The organism is Bradyrhizobium sp., assembly GCF_049519115.1.
Lineage (GTDB): Bacteria > Pseudomonadota > Alphaproteobacteria > Rhizobiales > Xanthobacteraceae > Bradyrhizobium.
The window spans coordinates 222,782-239,544 of sequence record NZ_JBEKRB010000003.1 but is presented as its reverse complement, the minus strand read 5'-3'; the positions used below and the strand labels follow the sequence as shown (position 1 = coordinate 239,544).

Annotated in this window: 10 protein-coding genes; all 10 read left to right on the top strand. The window is 63.9% G+C overall.

Annotated features, from left to right (window positions below; genetic code table 11):
- Positions 1-12: 12 nt before the first annotated feature.
- The 10 genes from ubiE (at position 13) to addA (ending at position 16,722) form a co-directional block, all read left to right on the top strand.
- A complete protein-coding gene (gene ubiE, locus ABSE61_RS04560) occupies positions 13-774 on the top strand; it encodes a bifunctional demethylmenaquinone methyltransferase/2-methoxy-6-polyprenyl-1,4-benzoquinol methylase UbiE (RefSeq protein WP_423869867.1) in 762 nt (253 codons plus the stop codon).
- Positions 771-2,345, top strand: a complete 1,575-nt coding sequence (ubiB, locus tag ABSE61_RS04555) for a 2-polyprenylphenol 6-hydroxylase (protein WP_423869866.1) — start codon at positions 771-773, stop codon at positions 2,343-2,345. The genes ubiE and ubiB overlap by 4 nt, the downstream gene beginning before the upstream one ends.
- 61 nt (positions 2,346-2,406) lie before the next feature.
- Positions 2,407-3,834, top strand: a complete 1,428-nt coding sequence (gene coaBC, locus ABSE61_RS04550) for a bifunctional phosphopantothenoylcysteine decarboxylase/phosphopantothenate--cysteine ligase CoaBC (RefSeq protein WP_423869865.1) — start codon at positions 2,407-2,409, stop codon at positions 3,832-3,834.
- Entirely contained in the window at positions 3,831-4,289 is a 459-nt protein-coding gene (gene dut / locus ABSE61_RS04545) for a dUTP diphosphatase (protein ID WP_423869864.1), read from the top strand. Before coaBC ends, dut begins: the two co-directional genes overlap by 4 nt.
- Before the next feature lie 190 nt (positions 4,290-4,479).
- Positions 4,480-6,990 carry a sensor histidine kinase gene (locus tag ABSE61_RS04540; protein ID WP_423869863.1) on the top strand — a complete coding sequence of 837 codons (2,511 nt, stop codon included), beginning with the start codon at positions 4,480-4,482 and terminating at the stop codon, positions 6,988-6,990.
- The gene (gene tsaE, locus ABSE61_RS04535) at positions 6,987-8,510 is read left to right on the top strand and encodes a tRNA (adenosine(37)-N6)-threonylcarbamoyltransferase complex ATPase subunit type 1 TsaE (RefSeq protein WP_423869862.1); all 1,524 of its coding nucleotides are present in this window, start codon (positions 6,987-6,989) and stop codon (positions 8,508-8,510) included. The genes ABSE61_RS04540 and tsaE overlap by 4 nt, the downstream gene beginning before the upstream one ends.
- Before the next feature lie 123 nt (positions 8,511-8,633).
- The gene (locus tag ABSE61_RS04530) at positions 8,634-8,942 is read left to right on the top strand and encodes a PilZ domain-containing protein (RefSeq protein ID WP_423869861.1); all 309 of its coding nucleotides are present in this window, start codon (positions 8,634-8,636) and stop codon (positions 8,940-8,942) included.
- Between the two features lie 322 nt (positions 8,943-9,264).
- The gene (locus ABSE61_RS04525) at positions 9,265-9,987 is read left to right on the top strand and encodes a nucleotidyltransferase family protein (RefSeq protein WP_423869860.1); all 723 of its coding nucleotides are present in this window, start codon (positions 9,265-9,267) and stop codon (positions 9,985-9,987) included.
- An 85-nt stretch (positions 9,988-10,072) separates the two neighbouring features.
- Positions 10,073-13,216 carry a double-strand break repair protein AddB gene (gene addB, locus ABSE61_RS04520; protein WP_423869859.1) on the top strand — a complete coding sequence of 1,048 codons (3,144 nt, stop codon included), beginning with the start codon at positions 10,073-10,075 and terminating at the stop codon, positions 13,214-13,216.
- Entirely contained in the window at positions 13,210-16,722 is a 3,513-nt protein-coding gene (gene addA, locus ABSE61_RS04515) for a double-strand break repair helicase AddA (protein ID WP_423869858.1), read from the top strand. The genes addB and addA overlap by 7 nt, the downstream gene beginning before the upstream one ends.
- Positions 16,723-16,763 lie beyond the last annotated feature (41 nt).

Genomic DNA, 16,763 nt, shown 5'->3' with positions numbered 1-16,763 from the left:
GGAGTGGAGTAAATGGGCCAACCGGACGAAACCACGCATTTCGGCTTCAGAGACGTCCCCCTCGGTGACAAGCAGACGCTGGTCAACGACGTCTTTCACAGCGTGGCGCAGCGCTACGACCTGATGAACGACCTGATGTCGGTGGGCCTGCATCGGGTCTGGAAAGACCTGATGATCAACGCGCTCAATCCACCGCGCTCGGATGCTCCGTTTTCCCTGCTCGACGTTGCCGGCGGCACCGGCGACATCGCTTTCCGTGCCGCTTCTGCCGGCGGCGCAGGCTTCAAAGCCACCGTCTGCGACATCAATTCCGACATGCTGGCGGTTGGCCGGGAACGGGCGGCGTTGCGAAAGTTCGATGATCGGGTCTCGTTTATCGAGGGCAATGCGGAAGAGCTTGCTTTCGCGGATACGACCTTCGATGCCTACACCATCGCCTTCGGTATCCGTAACGTGCCGCGGATCGATCGCGCACTTCACGAGGCCTTTCGCGTGCTGCGGCCGGGCAGCCGCTTCCTGTGTCTTGAGTTTTCGAGCGTCGACGTGCCCGGGCTCGACCGGATCTACGATCTGTTTTCGTTCAAGGTGATCCCGCCGCTCGGCCGTGCCGTGACGGGCGACGCCGAGTCCTACCAATATCTCGTGGAATCGATCCGCCAATTTCCGAAGCCCGGCGCGTTCGCCGAAATGATGAGCCAGGCCGGCTTTTCCCGCGTGGGCTGGCAGAGTTTTTCGGGCGGCATCGTGGCACTGCATTCAGGCTGGCGTCTGTGATTTCGGCATTGGTTCACATCGCGCGGCTCGCCCGCGCCGCGTTCGTGTTTGCGCGTGAGGGCGTGTTCGGATCGGTCGATCCTTCGCTGGTGCCGCCACCCGGACAACTGGCGCTGCGGCTCGCCCGAATCCTGGAGCGGTCCGGCGTCAAATCGGGACCACGGCTGTCGCGGGCGCTGACGCGGCTCGGACCCGCTTATCTCAAGCTTGGGCAATTCCTCGCCACACGTCCGGACGTTGTCGGTGTGGTATTGGCGCGCGACCTCGAAAGCCTGCAGGACCGTTTGCCGCCGTTTGCGCAAAGCGAGGCCGAGGCCGTGATCGCGACGTCGCTCGAACGCCCGGTTACGCAAGCGTTTGCGAGCCTCGGCCCGCCGGTCGCCGCCGCCTCGATCGCACAGGTCCATCGCGGCGAGGTCGAATACAACGGAATCCGCCGCGCGGTGGCGGTGAAGGTGCTCAGGCCCGACGTGGCCTCGCGTTTCCGCCGCGATCTCACCGATTTCTTCTTTGTTGCGCATCAGGCCGAAATCTATTCGGCGGAAGCGCGGCGGCTTCGGCTGGTCGAAGTCATCAACACGATGTCGCGCTCGGTCGCGATGGAAATGGACTTGCGCCTCGAGGCGGCGGCGATGTCGGAGATGGCGGAAAACACCCGCGACGATCCGGATTTTCGCGTGCCGACGGTCGATTGGGATCGCACCGCCCACAACGTCCTGACCATGGAGTGGATTGACGGCATTGCGCTGTCCGATCACGCCAGGCTCGAGCAATCGAAAGTCGACCTTGCCGATTTGGGCCGCAAGGTGATCCAGAGCTTCCTGCGCCACGCGCTGCGCGACGGTTTCTTTCATGCCGACATGCATCCGGGCAATCTGTTCCTCGATGATGCCGGCCGGCTTGTCGCTGTGGACTTCGGGATCATGGGCCGGCTCGGGCCGAAGGAGCGGCGTTTCCTCGCCGAAATTCTTCTCGGCTTCATCACCCGCGACTATCGACGTGTGGCCGAGGTGCATTTCGAGGCCGGCTACGTGCCGTCGCACCATTCCGTCGACAACTTCGCGCAAGCCATTCGCGCCATCGGCGAGCCGATCCACAATCGTACCGCCGAAGAAATCTCGATGGCGAGGCTGTTGACCTTGCTGCTCGAGGTCACCGGCCTGTTCGACATGCGCACCCGGCCCGAATTGATCCTGCTGCAAAAGACCATGGTGGTGGTTGAAGGGGTTGCGCGCGGCTTCGACCCCAAACTCGACATCTGGAAGGTCGCCGATCCCGTGGTCCGCGAATGGATCGAGCGAAATCTCGGCCCGATCGGCCGTATCCAGGGCGCGATGGCCGGCGCCGGAGAATTGGGCCGCGTCGCCGCGAGCCTGCCGTCGCTCGCAAGCAGGGCCATGACCGTGCTCGAGCAGTTGGAGACCATGACGCGGGAAGGGCTGACGCTCTCGGAAGAGACCATCGCAGCCATGGGACGGACCGAGGGCCGCAAGAGCCGCTGGCGGGCACTGGCGCTCTGGATCATTGCGCTCACGTTCATCGGAATCTTGTTGGCGATCCGGCAATTATGATTGCATTGCTGTCAGATAATTGATAGCATTGCTATCAATTTCTCATTCGCGAGGGATGGCGATGGCCAGCCTGACCATCCGAAAACTCGACGATGCGGTCCGGGACGCCTTACGGCTGCGGGCCGCCCGCAGCGGCCGCTCGGTTGAGGACGAGGTCCGGGTGATCCTGCGCGAGACGGCGCTGGATGGCCCCTCAGTGACTTCTGCGGCCGCCTTGCGCGCCCCAGCGTCAGACTCCTCACCGCGGCATTTGCCCAACCCCAACGGATATGCCTCACGAGTCACCCTGATCATCGGCGGCGGGATCGCAGCCTATAAGGCGCTCGACCTGATCCGCCGGCTAAAGGAGCGGCAGATCCATGTTCGCTGTGTGCTGACCCGGGCCGCGCAGCATTTCGTCACGCCGCTCACGGCCAGCGCGCTGTCGAACGAACGCTGCTACACGGATTTGTTCGACCCAGAGAGCGAGTTCGACGCCGGTCATATCCGCCTGGCGCGCGATAGCGAACTGATCGTGGTGGCGCCTGCCACCGCCGACCTGATGGCCAAGATGGCCCATGGCAGCGCCGACGATCTTGCCAGCGCCATCCTGCTCGCCTCGAACGCGCCGATCCTGCTCGCACCGGCGATGAATCCACTGATGTGGAACAACGCCGCGACACGGCGCAATGTCGCGACGCTGCAACGTGATGGCGTTTCGATGATCGGGCCCAATGCCGGCGAGATGGCCGAGGCCGGCGAAGCCGGAACTGGCCGGATGGCGGAGCCGCTGGAAATTGCCGCGGCCGCCGAACGGCTGTTGCGCCCGTCACAACCCAAACCGCTGGCCGGCAAGCGCATCCTGATCACAGCCGGGCCAACGCATGAACCGATCGACCCCGTGCGCTATATCGCCAACCGCTCCTCGGGCAAGCAGGGCTTTGCGATAGCCGCCGCAGCCCAAGCCGCCGGCGCCGACGTCACTTTGATTTCGGGTCCGGTCGAACTCGACAATCCGTCCGGCGTCAGGGTAATTGCGGTTGAATCGGCGCGCGACATGTTGCAACGGGTGGAAGCAGCGCTGCCGGTCGATATCGCGATCTTTGCAGCAGCCGTTGCCGACTGGCGCGTCGCCCATGAAGGCGAACAAAAATTGAAAAAGACAGGAAAAGGCATGCCGCCGCTTCAGCTGGTAGAAAATCCGGATATTCTGGCGACGATCTCACACCGGAAAGACGGGCGGCCGCCGCTTGTCATCGGATTTGCCGCCGAGACCGAGCATCTGATCGAGAATGCCAAAGCGAAGCTCGCTCGCAAGGGCTGCGACTGGATCGTCGCCAACGACGTCTCGCCCGCAACAGGCGTGATGGGCGGCGATCGCAATACCGTTCATTTGCTGACCCGCCATGACGACAACATCGAGGTCGTTTCATGGCCGGTCATGACCAAGGAAGAAGTCGCGACTGAACTGATTGCCCATGTTGCCAAGGCCGTGAGCCAAGCATCGTGAACAGCGTGGTCAAACTCGAAGTATTGCAGTTGCCGAACGGCGCCGGTCTCGCTTTGCCGGCCTATCAAAGCGCACTGGCCGCCGGCCTCGACCTGCTCGCCGCGGTTCCCGAAGACGCCCCTATTGTGCTCGCGCCGGGAAAATATGCACTGGTTCCCACCGGACTTTCGATCGCGCTGCCGCCGGGTTACGAGGCGCAAGTGCGGCCACGCTCCGGCCTGGCGGCCAAGCACGGCGTGACCGTGCTGAACGCGCCGGGCACGGTGGATGCGGATTATCGCGGCGAAATCGGCGTGCCCCTGATCAATCACAGCGACGTTCCATTCACGATCCGGCGCGGCGAGCGCATCGCGCAGATGGTGATTGCATCGGTGGTCCAGGCGGAACTCGTCCCGGTGACGACGCTTTCCGCCACCGCGCGCGGCGGCGGCGGTTTTGGGTCAACCGGCCGGTAGTCCGGACACGACCCGCCGCCTTTTCTTAAAAAAATCACGCGAGCGCTAATTAATCCCGCATTTTTTGGCGGCAGGATTCACGTTCACGGTCTGGACTCTTACCCCTCGAGTCTCGTTGGCGATATTGTCGCTTGATTCGCGCACGGTGGGGGATTCGCCGGGCCTGAATTCGTGCGGATTGGGGTACATCATGTCGGGCGTGATCGCGGCGTTGCGCCGGACCTTGCTGTCGTGCACCTCACTGGCACGCGGCGGGCGGGCAGCCCTGGGAACATTTGTTGGCGCGTCCGGGCTCGGCCTAGCTCGGCCTGCGCACGCGGCTGATCTGTCTTTCCTTCATACCATCCTCGGCATGAACCATCAGGAGTTCGCGGCGCTGACGACGGCTTTGTCGTTGCTCGGCTTTTCGGTCGTCGCCGCTATCCTGTTGATGCGAACGCGCCTGCGCGCGGCACGGAACGAGGCCGGCTTGCGCAGCGACATCCAGCGGCTTCAGAACGAAGCCGACCGCTACCGTTCGCTGCTATTCGCCGAGCCTCAGGTCCTGATTGCGTGGCCCGCGGGCGAAGATCGTCCCGAGATCAGCGGCGACGTCGCCTCACTGACGTCTCAGGAGCAGCCCTCGCGCGTCCTGGCGTTTGGAACCTGGTTACCGCCGGGGCCGGCGCTGCAAATGGATCGCGCGATCGACACCTTGCGCGAGAGCGGCGAGGGATTTCTGCTGAACCTGACCGCGTCGAACGGGCACGCGGTCGAAGTGCTCGGCCGTGCCATCGGCGGTCAGGCCATTGTGCGAATTCGCGAGCTTTCCGGCGTGCGGCGGGAATTGGCGGAGACCAACCTGAAGCACTCTATGCTGTTGCAAGAGACCGGGATGCTGCGCGGCTTCGCCCAGGCCGTCCCTTGGCCGATCTGGGCCAAAGGCGCCGATGGCCGCCTGCAATATGCCAACGGCGCCTATGCCAAGGCGGCCGAAGCCGCCAATAGTGAGGACGCCATCGGGCGCAACCTGCAACTGCTCGACAGTGGCGATCGCACCGACATGGAGCGCGCCTTGCAGCAAACATCCTCCTTCGCCGCGCGGCTGCCGATTGTGGTCGGGGGCGAGCGGCGTTTCCACGACGTGCAGGCGCTCACCATCGGCGGCGGCAGCGTGGGCATGGCGATCGACGCTTCGGAAGCCAACGCATTGAGCGAAGCGCTGGTGCGGATGGCGGACGCCCATCGCCGCACGCTCGATCAACTCTCATCAGGGGTTGCGGTGTTCGACGGCCGCAGGCGGCTCGCGTTCTATAACGACTCCTATCGCCGGCTCTGGGACCTCGACCGCACCTTCCTCGACAGCAATCCCGACGATTCAAGTGTGCTCGACCGGCTTCGCGCCGCGCGCAAACTGCCGGAGCAGCCGGATTTCCGGGCCTGGAAAGCCAAGCTGCATGAGGCCTACCGCGCCGTCGAGGCGGAAAAAGACACCTGGTATTTGCCGGATGGCCGGGCGCTCAGCGTCGTCACCACGCCCAATCCGGAAGGCGGCGTCACCTATCTGTTCGACGACGTCACCGAAAGCCTGGATCTCGCCCGGCGATATGACGGCCTGATTCGTGTTCAGCGCGAAACGCTCGATAACCTCGCCGAAGCCGTGGCCGTGTTCGGCAGCAACGGCCGTGCGCAGTTGTTCAATCCCGCTTTCGCCAGCATGTGGAAGCTCTCGCCGGCGGCACTCGGCGAACAGCCGCATATCGACACCGTGGAGACCTGGTGCAGGCCGCTGTTCGACGACGCGGCAATCTGGCGCGTTCTCCGCGAGGCGATAACCCGGATCGACAACCGCGTCGCGGTGCCGCTGAAGCTTGAGCGCAAGGACGGCAGCGTGCTTGACTGCATGACCATGCCGCTGCCCGATGGCGCCACGATGCTGACATTCCAGGACATTACCGATACCGAAAATGTCGAACGGGCGCTGCGCGAGCGCAACGAAGCACTGGAGACCGCCGACCAGATGAAGGTCGATTTCGTCCATCACGTTTCCTACGAGTTGCGCTCGCCGCTGACCACCATCATCGGATTTGCGCACCTTCTGAACGACCCGACGACGGGTCCGCTGGTGCCCAAGCAGGCCGAGTACCTCAACTACATCACCGCTTCGACCAATTCGCTGTTCGCCCTCATCAACAATATTCTCGATCTTGCCAGCATCGATGCCGGCGCGATGACGCTCGAGATCGCCCCGGTCGAGATCCGCAAAGCCATCGACAACGCGGCTGAGGGAATCCAGGACCGGCTGGCCCGCGACCATATCGAGCTCAAGATCGACGTCGATCCGAACATCGGAACCTTTGTCGCCGATGGCGGGCGCGTGGTGCAGGTGCTCTATAATCTGCTCGCCAATGCCGTCGGCTTTTCGCCACAGGATTCCGCGGTCACGCTGAGCGCCAGGCGCACCGACCATCATGTGATCTTTGCCGTGACCGATAGCGGGCCCGGCATTCCGCCCGATGTCAAAGACAAGGTGTTCGACTGGTTTGAGAGCCACTCCAATGGATCGCGGCACCGCGGCGCGGGACTCGGTCTGCCATTGGTGAAATCCTTTGTTGAACTGCACGGGGGCCGGGTGCGCGTCGACTCGATAATCGGCAGGGGCACGACCGTCACCTGCGACTTCCCGATCGATCAGGCGGCGCATCGCAACGCCGCGGAATGACCACTCCCTCGACATTCTCGCTGGCGCTGGCGAACGAGGCCGCAACCGCAAACTTGATGGCCGACCTCGCGCTATTGATCGGCGCCGGCGACGTGATCACGCTGTCGGGCGACCTCGGCGCCGGCAAGACCGCCGCCGCCCGCGCCTTGATCCGCTATCTGGCCAGCGATCCCGACATCGAGGTTCCAAGCCCGACTTTCACCTTGGCGCAGAGCTACGACTTGCCGGTCTTTCCTCTTGTCCACGCCGATCTCTACCGCATCAACGATGCCACCGAACTGGAAGAGATCGGCCTGTCACCACTGCCGGAAGGCGTCGTAGCACTGATTGAATGGCCGGAGCGCGCGCCGTCCGCATTGCCGCCGGACCGGATCGACATCGCGTTCAGCCATCGGCCGGCGCTGGGATCGACAGCGCGCGCGGCCGAGATCACGGGCCATGGCAAGGCCGCCGCCCAGGTCACTCGCCTGCAGGCGTTGCGGCAATTCCTTGACGGAGCCGGTTTGATCGACGCGAAACGCCAGCGCATGGCCGGCGACGCCTCGACGCGCTCTTACGCGCGGCTCTTTCGGAACGATACCGCCGTCATTCTGATGAACTCGCCGCGGCGCCCCGATGGACCGGCGATCTATTACGGAAAATCCTATAGCGCCGCGGTCCATCTGGCCGAAGACGTCAAACCGTTTGTCGCCATCGCCAATGGCCTGCGCGAGCACGGTATTTCCGCGCCGGCGATTCACTACGCCGACCTCGACGCCGGTTTCCTGATCACGGAGGATTTCGGCGTTCAGGGCTTTATCGAAGGCGAGCCCCCACACCCGATTGCGGAACGCTATGAGGCCGCCGTCGACATGCTCGCGGCGCTGCACTGGAAAAAACCGCCGGACGTTCTGCCTTTGGCTCCGCAGATCACTTATACGATTCCGCCATTCGACGTCGACGCGATGATGATCGAGATCGGATTGATGCTCGAATGGTATCTGCCGGATCGCGGCGCCGCGCCGCCAAGCACCGCACGTGATGAATTCGTGACGCAGTGGCGCGGTCTGCTCGGCAAGACGGCGGCGATGCCCAGGACCTGGGTGCTGCGGGACTTTCATTCGCCGAATTTGATCTGGCTCGACGGCCGATCGGGAATCGCGAAAGTCGGCGTGATCGATTTCCAGGACGCGGTGCTGGGGCCGGCTGCTTACGACCTCGTCTCGCTTCTGCAAGATGCGCGGATCGATGTCCCAGAACAGCTCGAACTGACGCTGCTGACCCGATACATCAAGGCCCGGCACGCCGCCGACCATACCTTCGATCCGGCCGGTTTCGCCGAGAGCTACGCCATCATGTCGGCGCAACGAAACACGCGGCTGCTCGGCACCTTCGCGCGGCTCAACCGGCGCGACGGCAAGCCGCAATATTTGCGCCATCAGCCCCGGATCTGGACCTATCTGAGGCGTTCGCTGGCGCACCCGGTGCTGTCAGGCCTCCGCGGGTGGTACGACACGCAAGTCCCCCCACCCAAAGCGTAATTCGTCTCAACTCCAGATTTACCTGATATTAGCCATCTACCGTCTATTCTGCCGGGTGCCCCTGCTTTGGAAACATGATGGCCTTCATGTTCGCGGCCGGGGGCGCGCAACAGCGGAGTAGTCGTGGTGACAGAGCGGCGCAGAGGTGAGCGCGTCACGTTCGAGCGTGGATTCGGCGCGCACATGATGGGCATCGACGGCACGTGGCGACGTGATTGCACCATGGAAGACGTTTCCGAGACCGGTGCCAAGCTGACCATCGAAGGCTCGGTCGAAGGATTGCATCTGAAAGAATTCTTTTTGCTGCTGTCGTCGACGGGACTGGCCTATCGCCGATGCGAACTCGCTTGGGTGAACGGCGACCAGATCGGCGTCAATTTTCTCAAGACCGGCGACAAGAAGAAAAAATCTCGCCGTCCTGCCGAAGCTTAACCCCCCGATCGCCGTCTTACCCCCGTCATATCGAGTGATTATCGCGGTCGGCTAGTGCTATGATTCGTCTGTCGTTCCGATTTGCCCGACGTCGTCCGGCAGACATGATCGACCCCTTCCCGCGAGCGAGTTGGGAACTAGCTTCGAGAGCCTCCGGTGGAGTGGATTTGACATTCGCTACCAATCTAGCCGCAAAGCTGAAAAGCGAATGTCAAATCCGAAACTCCACCAGAAACATAGATTTGCTAGTGGTCCTTTTGATTCTAACATTTGCAAAAGTGGCTGCTGTAAAGGATGCAAATGTTAGAATCGGACCACTAGAATGCCCGTCAAACCCGACAAAGCCATGGTCCTCGCCGCCGGTCTCGGCCTGCGGATGCGCCCTCTGACAGACCGGCTGCCGAAGCCGCTGGTGTCGGTGGGGGGGCGTCCCCTGCTCGATCACGTGCTCGATAAACTCGGCGATGCCGGCGTGAGCGAGGCGGTCGTCAACGTTCATTATCTGCCGGACCAGATCATCGAGCATGTCAGGACGCGCAAGCGGCCCCGCGTGATCATTTCGGATGAACGCGACCAGGTGCTCGGCACCGGTGGTGGCGTCGTCAAGGCGCTGCCGCTGCTGGGCGATGCGCCATTCTACCATCTCAACGCCGACACGCTATGGATCGACGGCGTGCGGCCCAATCTCGCGCGGCTTGCCGAAGCCTTTGATCCCTCGCGCATGGACATCCTGCTGCTGATGGCGCCGACCGCCGGCAGCACCGGATATGAAGGCAACGGCGACTATACGATGCTGCCCGACGGCGCGCTGCGCAGGCGCAAGGAGCACCAGGTCGTTCCGTTCGTCTACGCGGGAGTCGCGATCATCTCGCCCGCGGTGTTCGCCGGCGCGCCGAACGGCGAATTTTCGCTGACCAAGATGTTCGATGCCGCCAACGAGCAGGAGCGGCTGTTTGGCCTGCGGCTGGACGGCACCTGGATGCATGTCGGCACGCCGGAGGCGATCGGCGCCGCCGAAGAGGCGTTCCTCGAAAGCGTGGCGTAAGGCTGTTCGCTTTTTCGGATCGGTGGATTCGCGCCCCAAATAGGCCCATGCCATGATGCAACCTGATCTCCGAATCGGGCAGCCCATGCGCGTCTTCAGCGTTCCCTCTTCCGTTCCGTTCCTGCGTAGCGTTGTCGCGGCGCTGATCGACGGCCGGTTGATCCGGGGTTTCGAAGCGCGCACGCGGCCGGAACGGCTGACCGAAGCCACGTTCTACCTGCCGACCCGACGCGCCGGACGGCTGGTGCGGGAAATCTTTCTGGAAGAACTCGGTGCACAGGCTGTGCTGCTGCCCCGCATCGTCGCGCTCGGCGATATCGACGAGGACGAGCTGGCTTTCGCCGAGGAAGACGATTCCGATGGCGGGGCCGCCACGCTGGAACTGCCACCCAGACTCGGCGAACTGGAACGCCGGCTGACGCTGGCGCATCTGGTGGCGGCTTGGGCGAAGACCTCCACGACCGCCCCGCTCGTGGTCGGCGGTCCGGCTTCGACGCTGGCGCTGGCGGGCGACCTCGCGCGGCTGATGGACGACATGGTCACGCGCGGCATCGGGTGGAAGGCGCTGGACGGGTTGGTGCCGGATGCGCTGGATCAATATTGGCAGCTTACACTCCAGTTCCTGAAGATCGCGCGCGAGGCCTGGCCCGGATATCTTGCAGAAATCGGAAAGATCGAGCCGGCGGCGCGGCGCGATCTCCTGATCGATGCGGAAGCCAAACGCCTCGCTGCCCATCATGCCGGCCCGGTGATCGCGGCAGGTTCGACCGGATCGATGCCGGCGACCGCAAAATTCCTGCACGTGATTGCAGAACTGCCGCAAGGCGCGGTCATTTTGCCGGGGCTCGACACCGATCTCGACGAAAGCGCCTGGCACAGCATCGGCGGCGAGCGAAGCGATGAAGGCCGCTTCACCGGACTCCCCGCGGCGAGCCATCCGCAATTCGCCATGCATGCCCTGCTTGAGCGCTTCGGTATCGGCCGCGGCGATGTCGAGATCCTCGATACCCCCGCCCCTCACGGCCGCGACGTGCTGTTGTCGGAAGCCATGCGGCCATCCAACGCAACGGCGCAGTGGCATGATCGGCTGGCTATGCCGGAAGTCACCACGCATATCGCCGACGGCATGAAAAATCTCGCCGTGATCGAAGCGCCAAATCCGGAAATGGAGGCGCTGGCGATTGCGATCGCGATGCGCGAGGCCGCCCATTTGCAGAAATCGGCGGCGCTGGTGACGCCCGACCGCGCGCTGGCGCGGCGGGTGATGGCCGCATTGGAGCGCTGGAATCTCGACTTCGACGATTCCGGCGGCGATGTGCTGATCGAGACCTCTGCCGGAATTTTCGCGCGGCTGGTGGCGGAAGCCGCCGCGAACGGCCTCGAGCCGCCGACACTGCTCGCTCTGCTCAAACATCCGCTGTGCCGGCTCGGCAGTACGTCTGACACCCAAACGGCAGCGATCGAAGCGCTCGAACTGGCATTGCTGCGCGGGACACGTCCCCAGGCAGGCGCTAAGGGTCTGGCGCTCGATTTCGCGCGCTTCCGCGACGAACTCACCAGGCTTCGCAACAACGAAGTCTCTTCGCTGCATCGATCGGAGAAGCGGGCGCGGCTTGAGGACTCGATGCTCGATCGCGTGCGCGAAGTGATCGATGCATTGCAGGCCAAGTTGGCGCCAATGGAAAGTCTCTCCTCGACGCGGGCTTACGATTTCACGGAAATTGCCACGCGGCACCGCGAGGTGCTGATCGCCCTCTCAGCTGACGCCGACGGCATCGCGGGGGCGTTCGAGGGGCAGGAAGGCCTCGCGTTGGCATCGGCCTTCGACGACCTGCTCGCCGGACAGACGCAAAGCGGCCTGTTGGTGGCGCTGTCTGATTATCCCGAGGTGTTCCAGACCGCATTCGCCGATCGCGCGGTGCGGCGGCCGGAACGGCCGGGCGCTTCGCTTCACATCTACGGCCCACTGGAATCGCGATTGATCCAGGCTGACCGCATCATCGCCGGCGGATTGATCGAGGGCGTGTGGCCGCCGACGCCGCGCACCGACCCCTGGCTAAGCCGGCCGATGCGACACGAACTCGGCCTCGATCTGCCGGAGCGGCGCATCGGGCTGTCCGCTCACGATTTCGCGCAACTGCTGGGCGCTAGAGACGTGATTCTCAGCCACTCCGCCAAGGCCGGTGGCGCGCCCGCGGTCGCCTCGCGGTTTTTGCACCGGCTGGAAGCGGTCGCTGGAGCGGCGCGCTGGGAAGCGGCCACAAGCGCTGGCGAGCAATATGTCCACTTCGCGCTGGCGCTTGACGCCCCCGACGAGGTGAGACCAATCCAGCAGCCCGCGCCGACGCCCCCACGCGCCGCGCGGCCACTCGGATTGTCGGTGACCGCGATCGAGGACTGGCTGCGCGATCCCTACACCATCTATGCCCGGCATATCCTCAAGCTCGAGGCGCTCGATCCCGTCGACATGCCGTTGTCGGCCGCCGATCGCGGCTCGGCGATCCACAATGCGCTCGGTGACTTCACCAAGAACTTCGCGAAGGACTTGCCTGCCGACCCTGTCCGCGTGCTGCGCGAGATCGGTCAAAAGTATTTTGCGCCGTTGATGGAGCGGCCCGAGGCGCGCGCGCTGTGGTGGCCGCGTTATCAGCGCATCATCCGATGGTTTTCCGAATGGGAGACGGCGCGGCGCGGCGGCATCGTGGCGATCGATGCCGAGATCCGCGGCGAAATCCCGATTCATCTCGACGATGGACGCACGTTTCATCTCTCCGCGCGCGCCGACCGCATCGAACGCCGCGCCGACGGCAGCTTCGTCATCCTCGACTACAAAACGGGGACGCCGCCGACCGGCAAACAAGTGCGGATGGGATTGTCGCCGCAACTGACGCTGGAGGCCGCGATCCTGCGCGAGGGCGGCTTCGACGGTATCGATGCAGGCTCATCCGTCGGCGAGCTGGCTTATGTGCGCATCAGCGGCAACAATCCGCCGGGCGAGCACACGGCGCTGAAACTGAGATTAAAGAACGAGACGCCGCAGCCACCCGATGAGGCCGCCAACTACGCACGGGTCCAGCTCGAGACGTTGATTCGCAAATTCGAGAGCGAGACCGAGCCCTATCGTTCGCTGAACCTGCCGATGTGGACCAACCGCTACGGCAGTTACGACGATCTCGCGCGGATCAAGGAATGGTCGGCGGCCGGCGGCCTGGGGCTTCCGGAATGGTGAGGGCCACGCGCACTATCCCCCCCGCGGTCCGCGACAAGCAGGCCAGCGCATCGAATCCCGCCTCGTCGGCGTTCGTCTCGGCCAACGCCGGCTCCGGCAAGACCCACGTGCTGGTGCAGCGCGTGATCCGGCTGCTGCTGACCGGCGTGGCGCCGGAAAAGATCCTCTGCATCACCTTCACGAAGGCTGCGGCCGCCAACATGGCGGAACGCGTATTCACCACGCTTGGCCATTGGGTGACGCTCGGCGACGACGCGCTCGATGCGGCGATCCGCGACGCCGGCGTTCCCCACTCCGACGCAAGGCTGCGCAAGGTCGCACGCGAATTGTTTGCGAAGGCGCTGGAAACGCCAGGCGGCCTCAAGGTCCAGACCATCCACGCGCTGTGCACCCGGCTTTTGCAGCAATTCCCGTTCGAGGCCAACGTGCCGGCGCGCTTCGCCGTGCTCGACGATCGCGACCAGACCGACATGATGGAACGCGCCAACCTCAAGGTGTTTCTGGAGGCTTCAAACGCGCCTGACAGCGTGCTCGGCCGCGCGCTACAGACCGCGATGGCGAACGCCGCCGACGTCACGTTCAAGGACGTCGTTCGTGAAGCCTGTCTGTCCCGCGACCATTTCATGGCCTGGACCGATGCCGCTGGCGGCGCAGAGGCCGCAGCGGCCGAGATGTCGACCGTGCTTGGCGTCGGCGCCGGCGATACTATCGAGGACGTCGAGAGCGAGATCGTCGACGGGCCTTATCTTCCCCGCGCGCGCTGGTCGGAGATCGCCGACGCGCTTGGTTCCGGCAGCAAGCAGGATCAGAATCAAGCCGAACAATTGCGCGCTTCGCTGGCCTTCATCGGCACGGCGCAGGTAGACGAATATCTCTGTGTCTTTCTCACCGATAAAAACGAACCGCGCGCGGCCGTCCTGACCAAGGCATTTATCCGCGAAAATCCCTCGGTCGCCCGCTTGTTCGAAGAAGAGATTTCGCGCCTCACGCCCTTGATCGAAAAGCGCCGCGCCGTGATGACCCGCGATCGCACGACGGCGCTGCTGCATATCGCGGTTGCTGCGGCGGCAAACTACCGGGGCGAAAAGCAGGAACGCGGTCTGCTCGACTACGACGACCTGATCGACAAGACGCTTCTGATGCTGAACAAGGTTTCCGCCGGCTGGGTGCATTACAAGCTCGACCGCGGCGTCGACCACGTCCTGATCGACGAGGCGCAGGACACCAGCCCACGGCAGTGGGATATTGTCGAGCACATCATTTCCGAATTCGCTGCAGGCCACGGCGCGCGCGAAGGCGTCACGCGCACGATGTTTGCGGTCGGTGACGAGAAGCAATCGATCTTCTCGTTCCAGGGTGCTGCGCCCCGCGAATTCGCTGAGCGCCGGGCGCGGTTCAGCTCACGCTTCAAATCCGCTGGCCTGCACTTCGAATCGATTTCCTTTACCTATTCGTTCCGCTCCGGCGCCGGCGTGTTGCGCGCGGTCGAGCGCGCATTCCAGTCGCCAGACGTCTACAAGAGCATCACCACCGACCAGGACGGCATGCCGCCGCATCTGGCGCTCGAAGACGCCGGTCCCAGCCTGATCGAACTATGGCCGCTGGCCGAAGCCGACGATCGCAACGACGTCGAAGGCTGGCGCGCACCGTTCGACGGCGTGTCGGTGACGAGTCCCGAGGTGAAGCTTTCAAGACGTATTCAGGCCGAGATCAAGCGGCTGGTCACAAGCGGCACCCTGACAGGTCCCACAGGCGCCCGCCGGCGGCTCGCGTATGGCGACGTGCTGGTGCTGGTTCGCCGCCGTGGCAACGTTTTCGACGCGGTCATTCAGGCCCTCAAACATGCGAGCATCCCGGTCGCCGGCGCTGACCGGCTGAAACTGACCGAACACATCGCCATTATCGATCTAATGAATCTCGCCGATGCGTTGCTTCTGCCACAGGACGACCTTGCGCTCGCGGTCGCACTGAAAAGCCCACTGTTCGGTCTCGACGAAGACGACCTGTTTGCGCTTGCCTGGGATCGCAAGGGTTCGCTGCGCGAGGCGCTGTCGCGAGAGGCCGCGGCAAATCCAAAATTCGGGGAAGCGCTGAAACGGATCGAAGAATGTGAACGCCGTTTCAGGCAGGAAACGCCTTTTGCATTCTACGCGTGGGTTCTGGGCGGCGACGGCGGAAGGCAACGCATGCTGCGGCGGCTCGGCCACGAAGCGAACGACGCGCTCGACGAATTCCTCGAACTCGCCCTGAACTACGAGCGCAAGGCGCCCGCTTCGCTGCAAGGGTTCATGGCGTGGCTGCGATCGGCCGACACCGAAGTGAAGCGCGACATGGAAATCTCGCGCGACGAAGTCCGCGTCATGACCGTGCACGGCGCCAAGGGCCTGGAAGCCTCTGTCGTCATCATGGTCGACACCACGTCGTCGCCCTCGGATACGCAACGATTGCGGCTGATTCACCTGCCGCGCGACAATGGCGGCGAGGTTACGGTGTGGGCCGGCAGGAAGGCCGACGATCCCAAAGCGGTGGCGAGTGCCCGCACGGCGATGCTCGGCGATACTGAGGACGAGTATCGCCGGCTGCTTTACGTGGCGATGACGCGCGCCGCCGATCGGCTGATCGTCGCGGGCATCAAGCCCGGCAACTCGAAAACCCTGCGCCAGTTCTGCTGGTACGATCTGGCTGACAAGGGCCTTGCGGCCTCCGGCCTGCGTGAAGAGATCATCGAGACGGACGATGGCCAGATCCGGCGTTACATGCGGTCGGAAGACAGCCTTGAGGCAGGCGGCGGCGTGGCGGACACACCAAACGCGCAACGCACGTTGCCAGAGTGGCTGCGAACACCGCTGCCGGCACCAACGAGAACCTCCGACCTGCTGCGTCCATCCGACGCCAACGACGACAAAGCGCGGCGTGTCAAATCCAGCGAATCGGTCGGGCAGCGGACGCGCGCGCTAAGGCGCGGCACGCTGGCGCATCGTCTGTTGCAGTCGCTCCCCGACGTCGCGGCCAATCGGCAGCGCGAGGCGGCGCTGAATTTTCTTCGCCGCAATGCCGGCGACTGGACCGATAGCGAGCGGGAGGCGCTCGCCACGAAAGTCCTTGGGCTGATCGGCGATGTCAGGTTTGCGGCCGTTTTCGGCGAGGGCAGTCGCGCCGAGGCGCCGATCGTCGGACGGCTGACGCGGCCGGACGGCGCGCCGGTACTGGTCTCCGGGCAGATCGACCGTCTGGTCGTAACCGAAAACGAGGTGCTGATCGTCGATTTCAAGACCAATCAGACCCCGCCAATCACGGCAGCCGCCGCGCCCGCCGCCTATATCCGCCAGCTCGCACTTTATTGCGCGATCCTCGCAAGGCTTTATCCCCAGCCCGCCATCCGGACCGCGCTCCTTTGGACCGAAACGCCTGAATTCATGGAGATTTCGGCTTCCGCGCTGGACGCCGCACTGGCATCCATTGGCAATGGGACGGCAAAGCTTGACCCGGCAAGGGCGCGTTCATAGTTTGGGTTGCATGATCCGAGCGGCGATTCTTCTGACACGCC

Bases quoted from the DNA above. Each gene is read 5' to 3' on its own strand.
- ubiE (WP_423869867.1), top strand. From the start codon at position 13: ATGGGCCAACCGGACGAAACCACGCATTTCGGCTTCAGAGACGTCCCC.
- coaBC (WP_423869865.1), top strand. From the start codon at position 2,407: ATGGCCAGCCTGACCATCCGAAAACTCGACGATGCGGTCCGGGACGCC.
- ABSE61_RS04540 (WP_423869863.1), top strand. From the start codon at position 4,480: ATGTCGGGCGTGATCGCGGCGTTGCGCCGGACCTTGCTGTCGTGCACC.
- tsaE (WP_423869862.1), top strand. From the start codon at position 6,987: ATGACCACTCCCTCGACATTCTCGCTGGCGCTGGCGAACGAGGCCGCA.
- ABSE61_RS04525 (WP_423869860.1), top strand. From the start codon at position 9,265: ATGCCCGTCAAACCCGACAAAGCCATGGTCCTCGCCGCCGGTCTCGGC.
- addB (WP_423869859.1), top strand. From the start codon at position 10,073: ATGCGCGTCTTCAGCGTTCCCTCTTCCGTTCCGTTCCTGCGTAGCGTT.
- addA (WP_423869858.1), top strand. From the start codon at position 13,210: ATGGTGAGGGCCACGCGCACTATCCCCCCCGCGGTCCGCGACAAGCAG.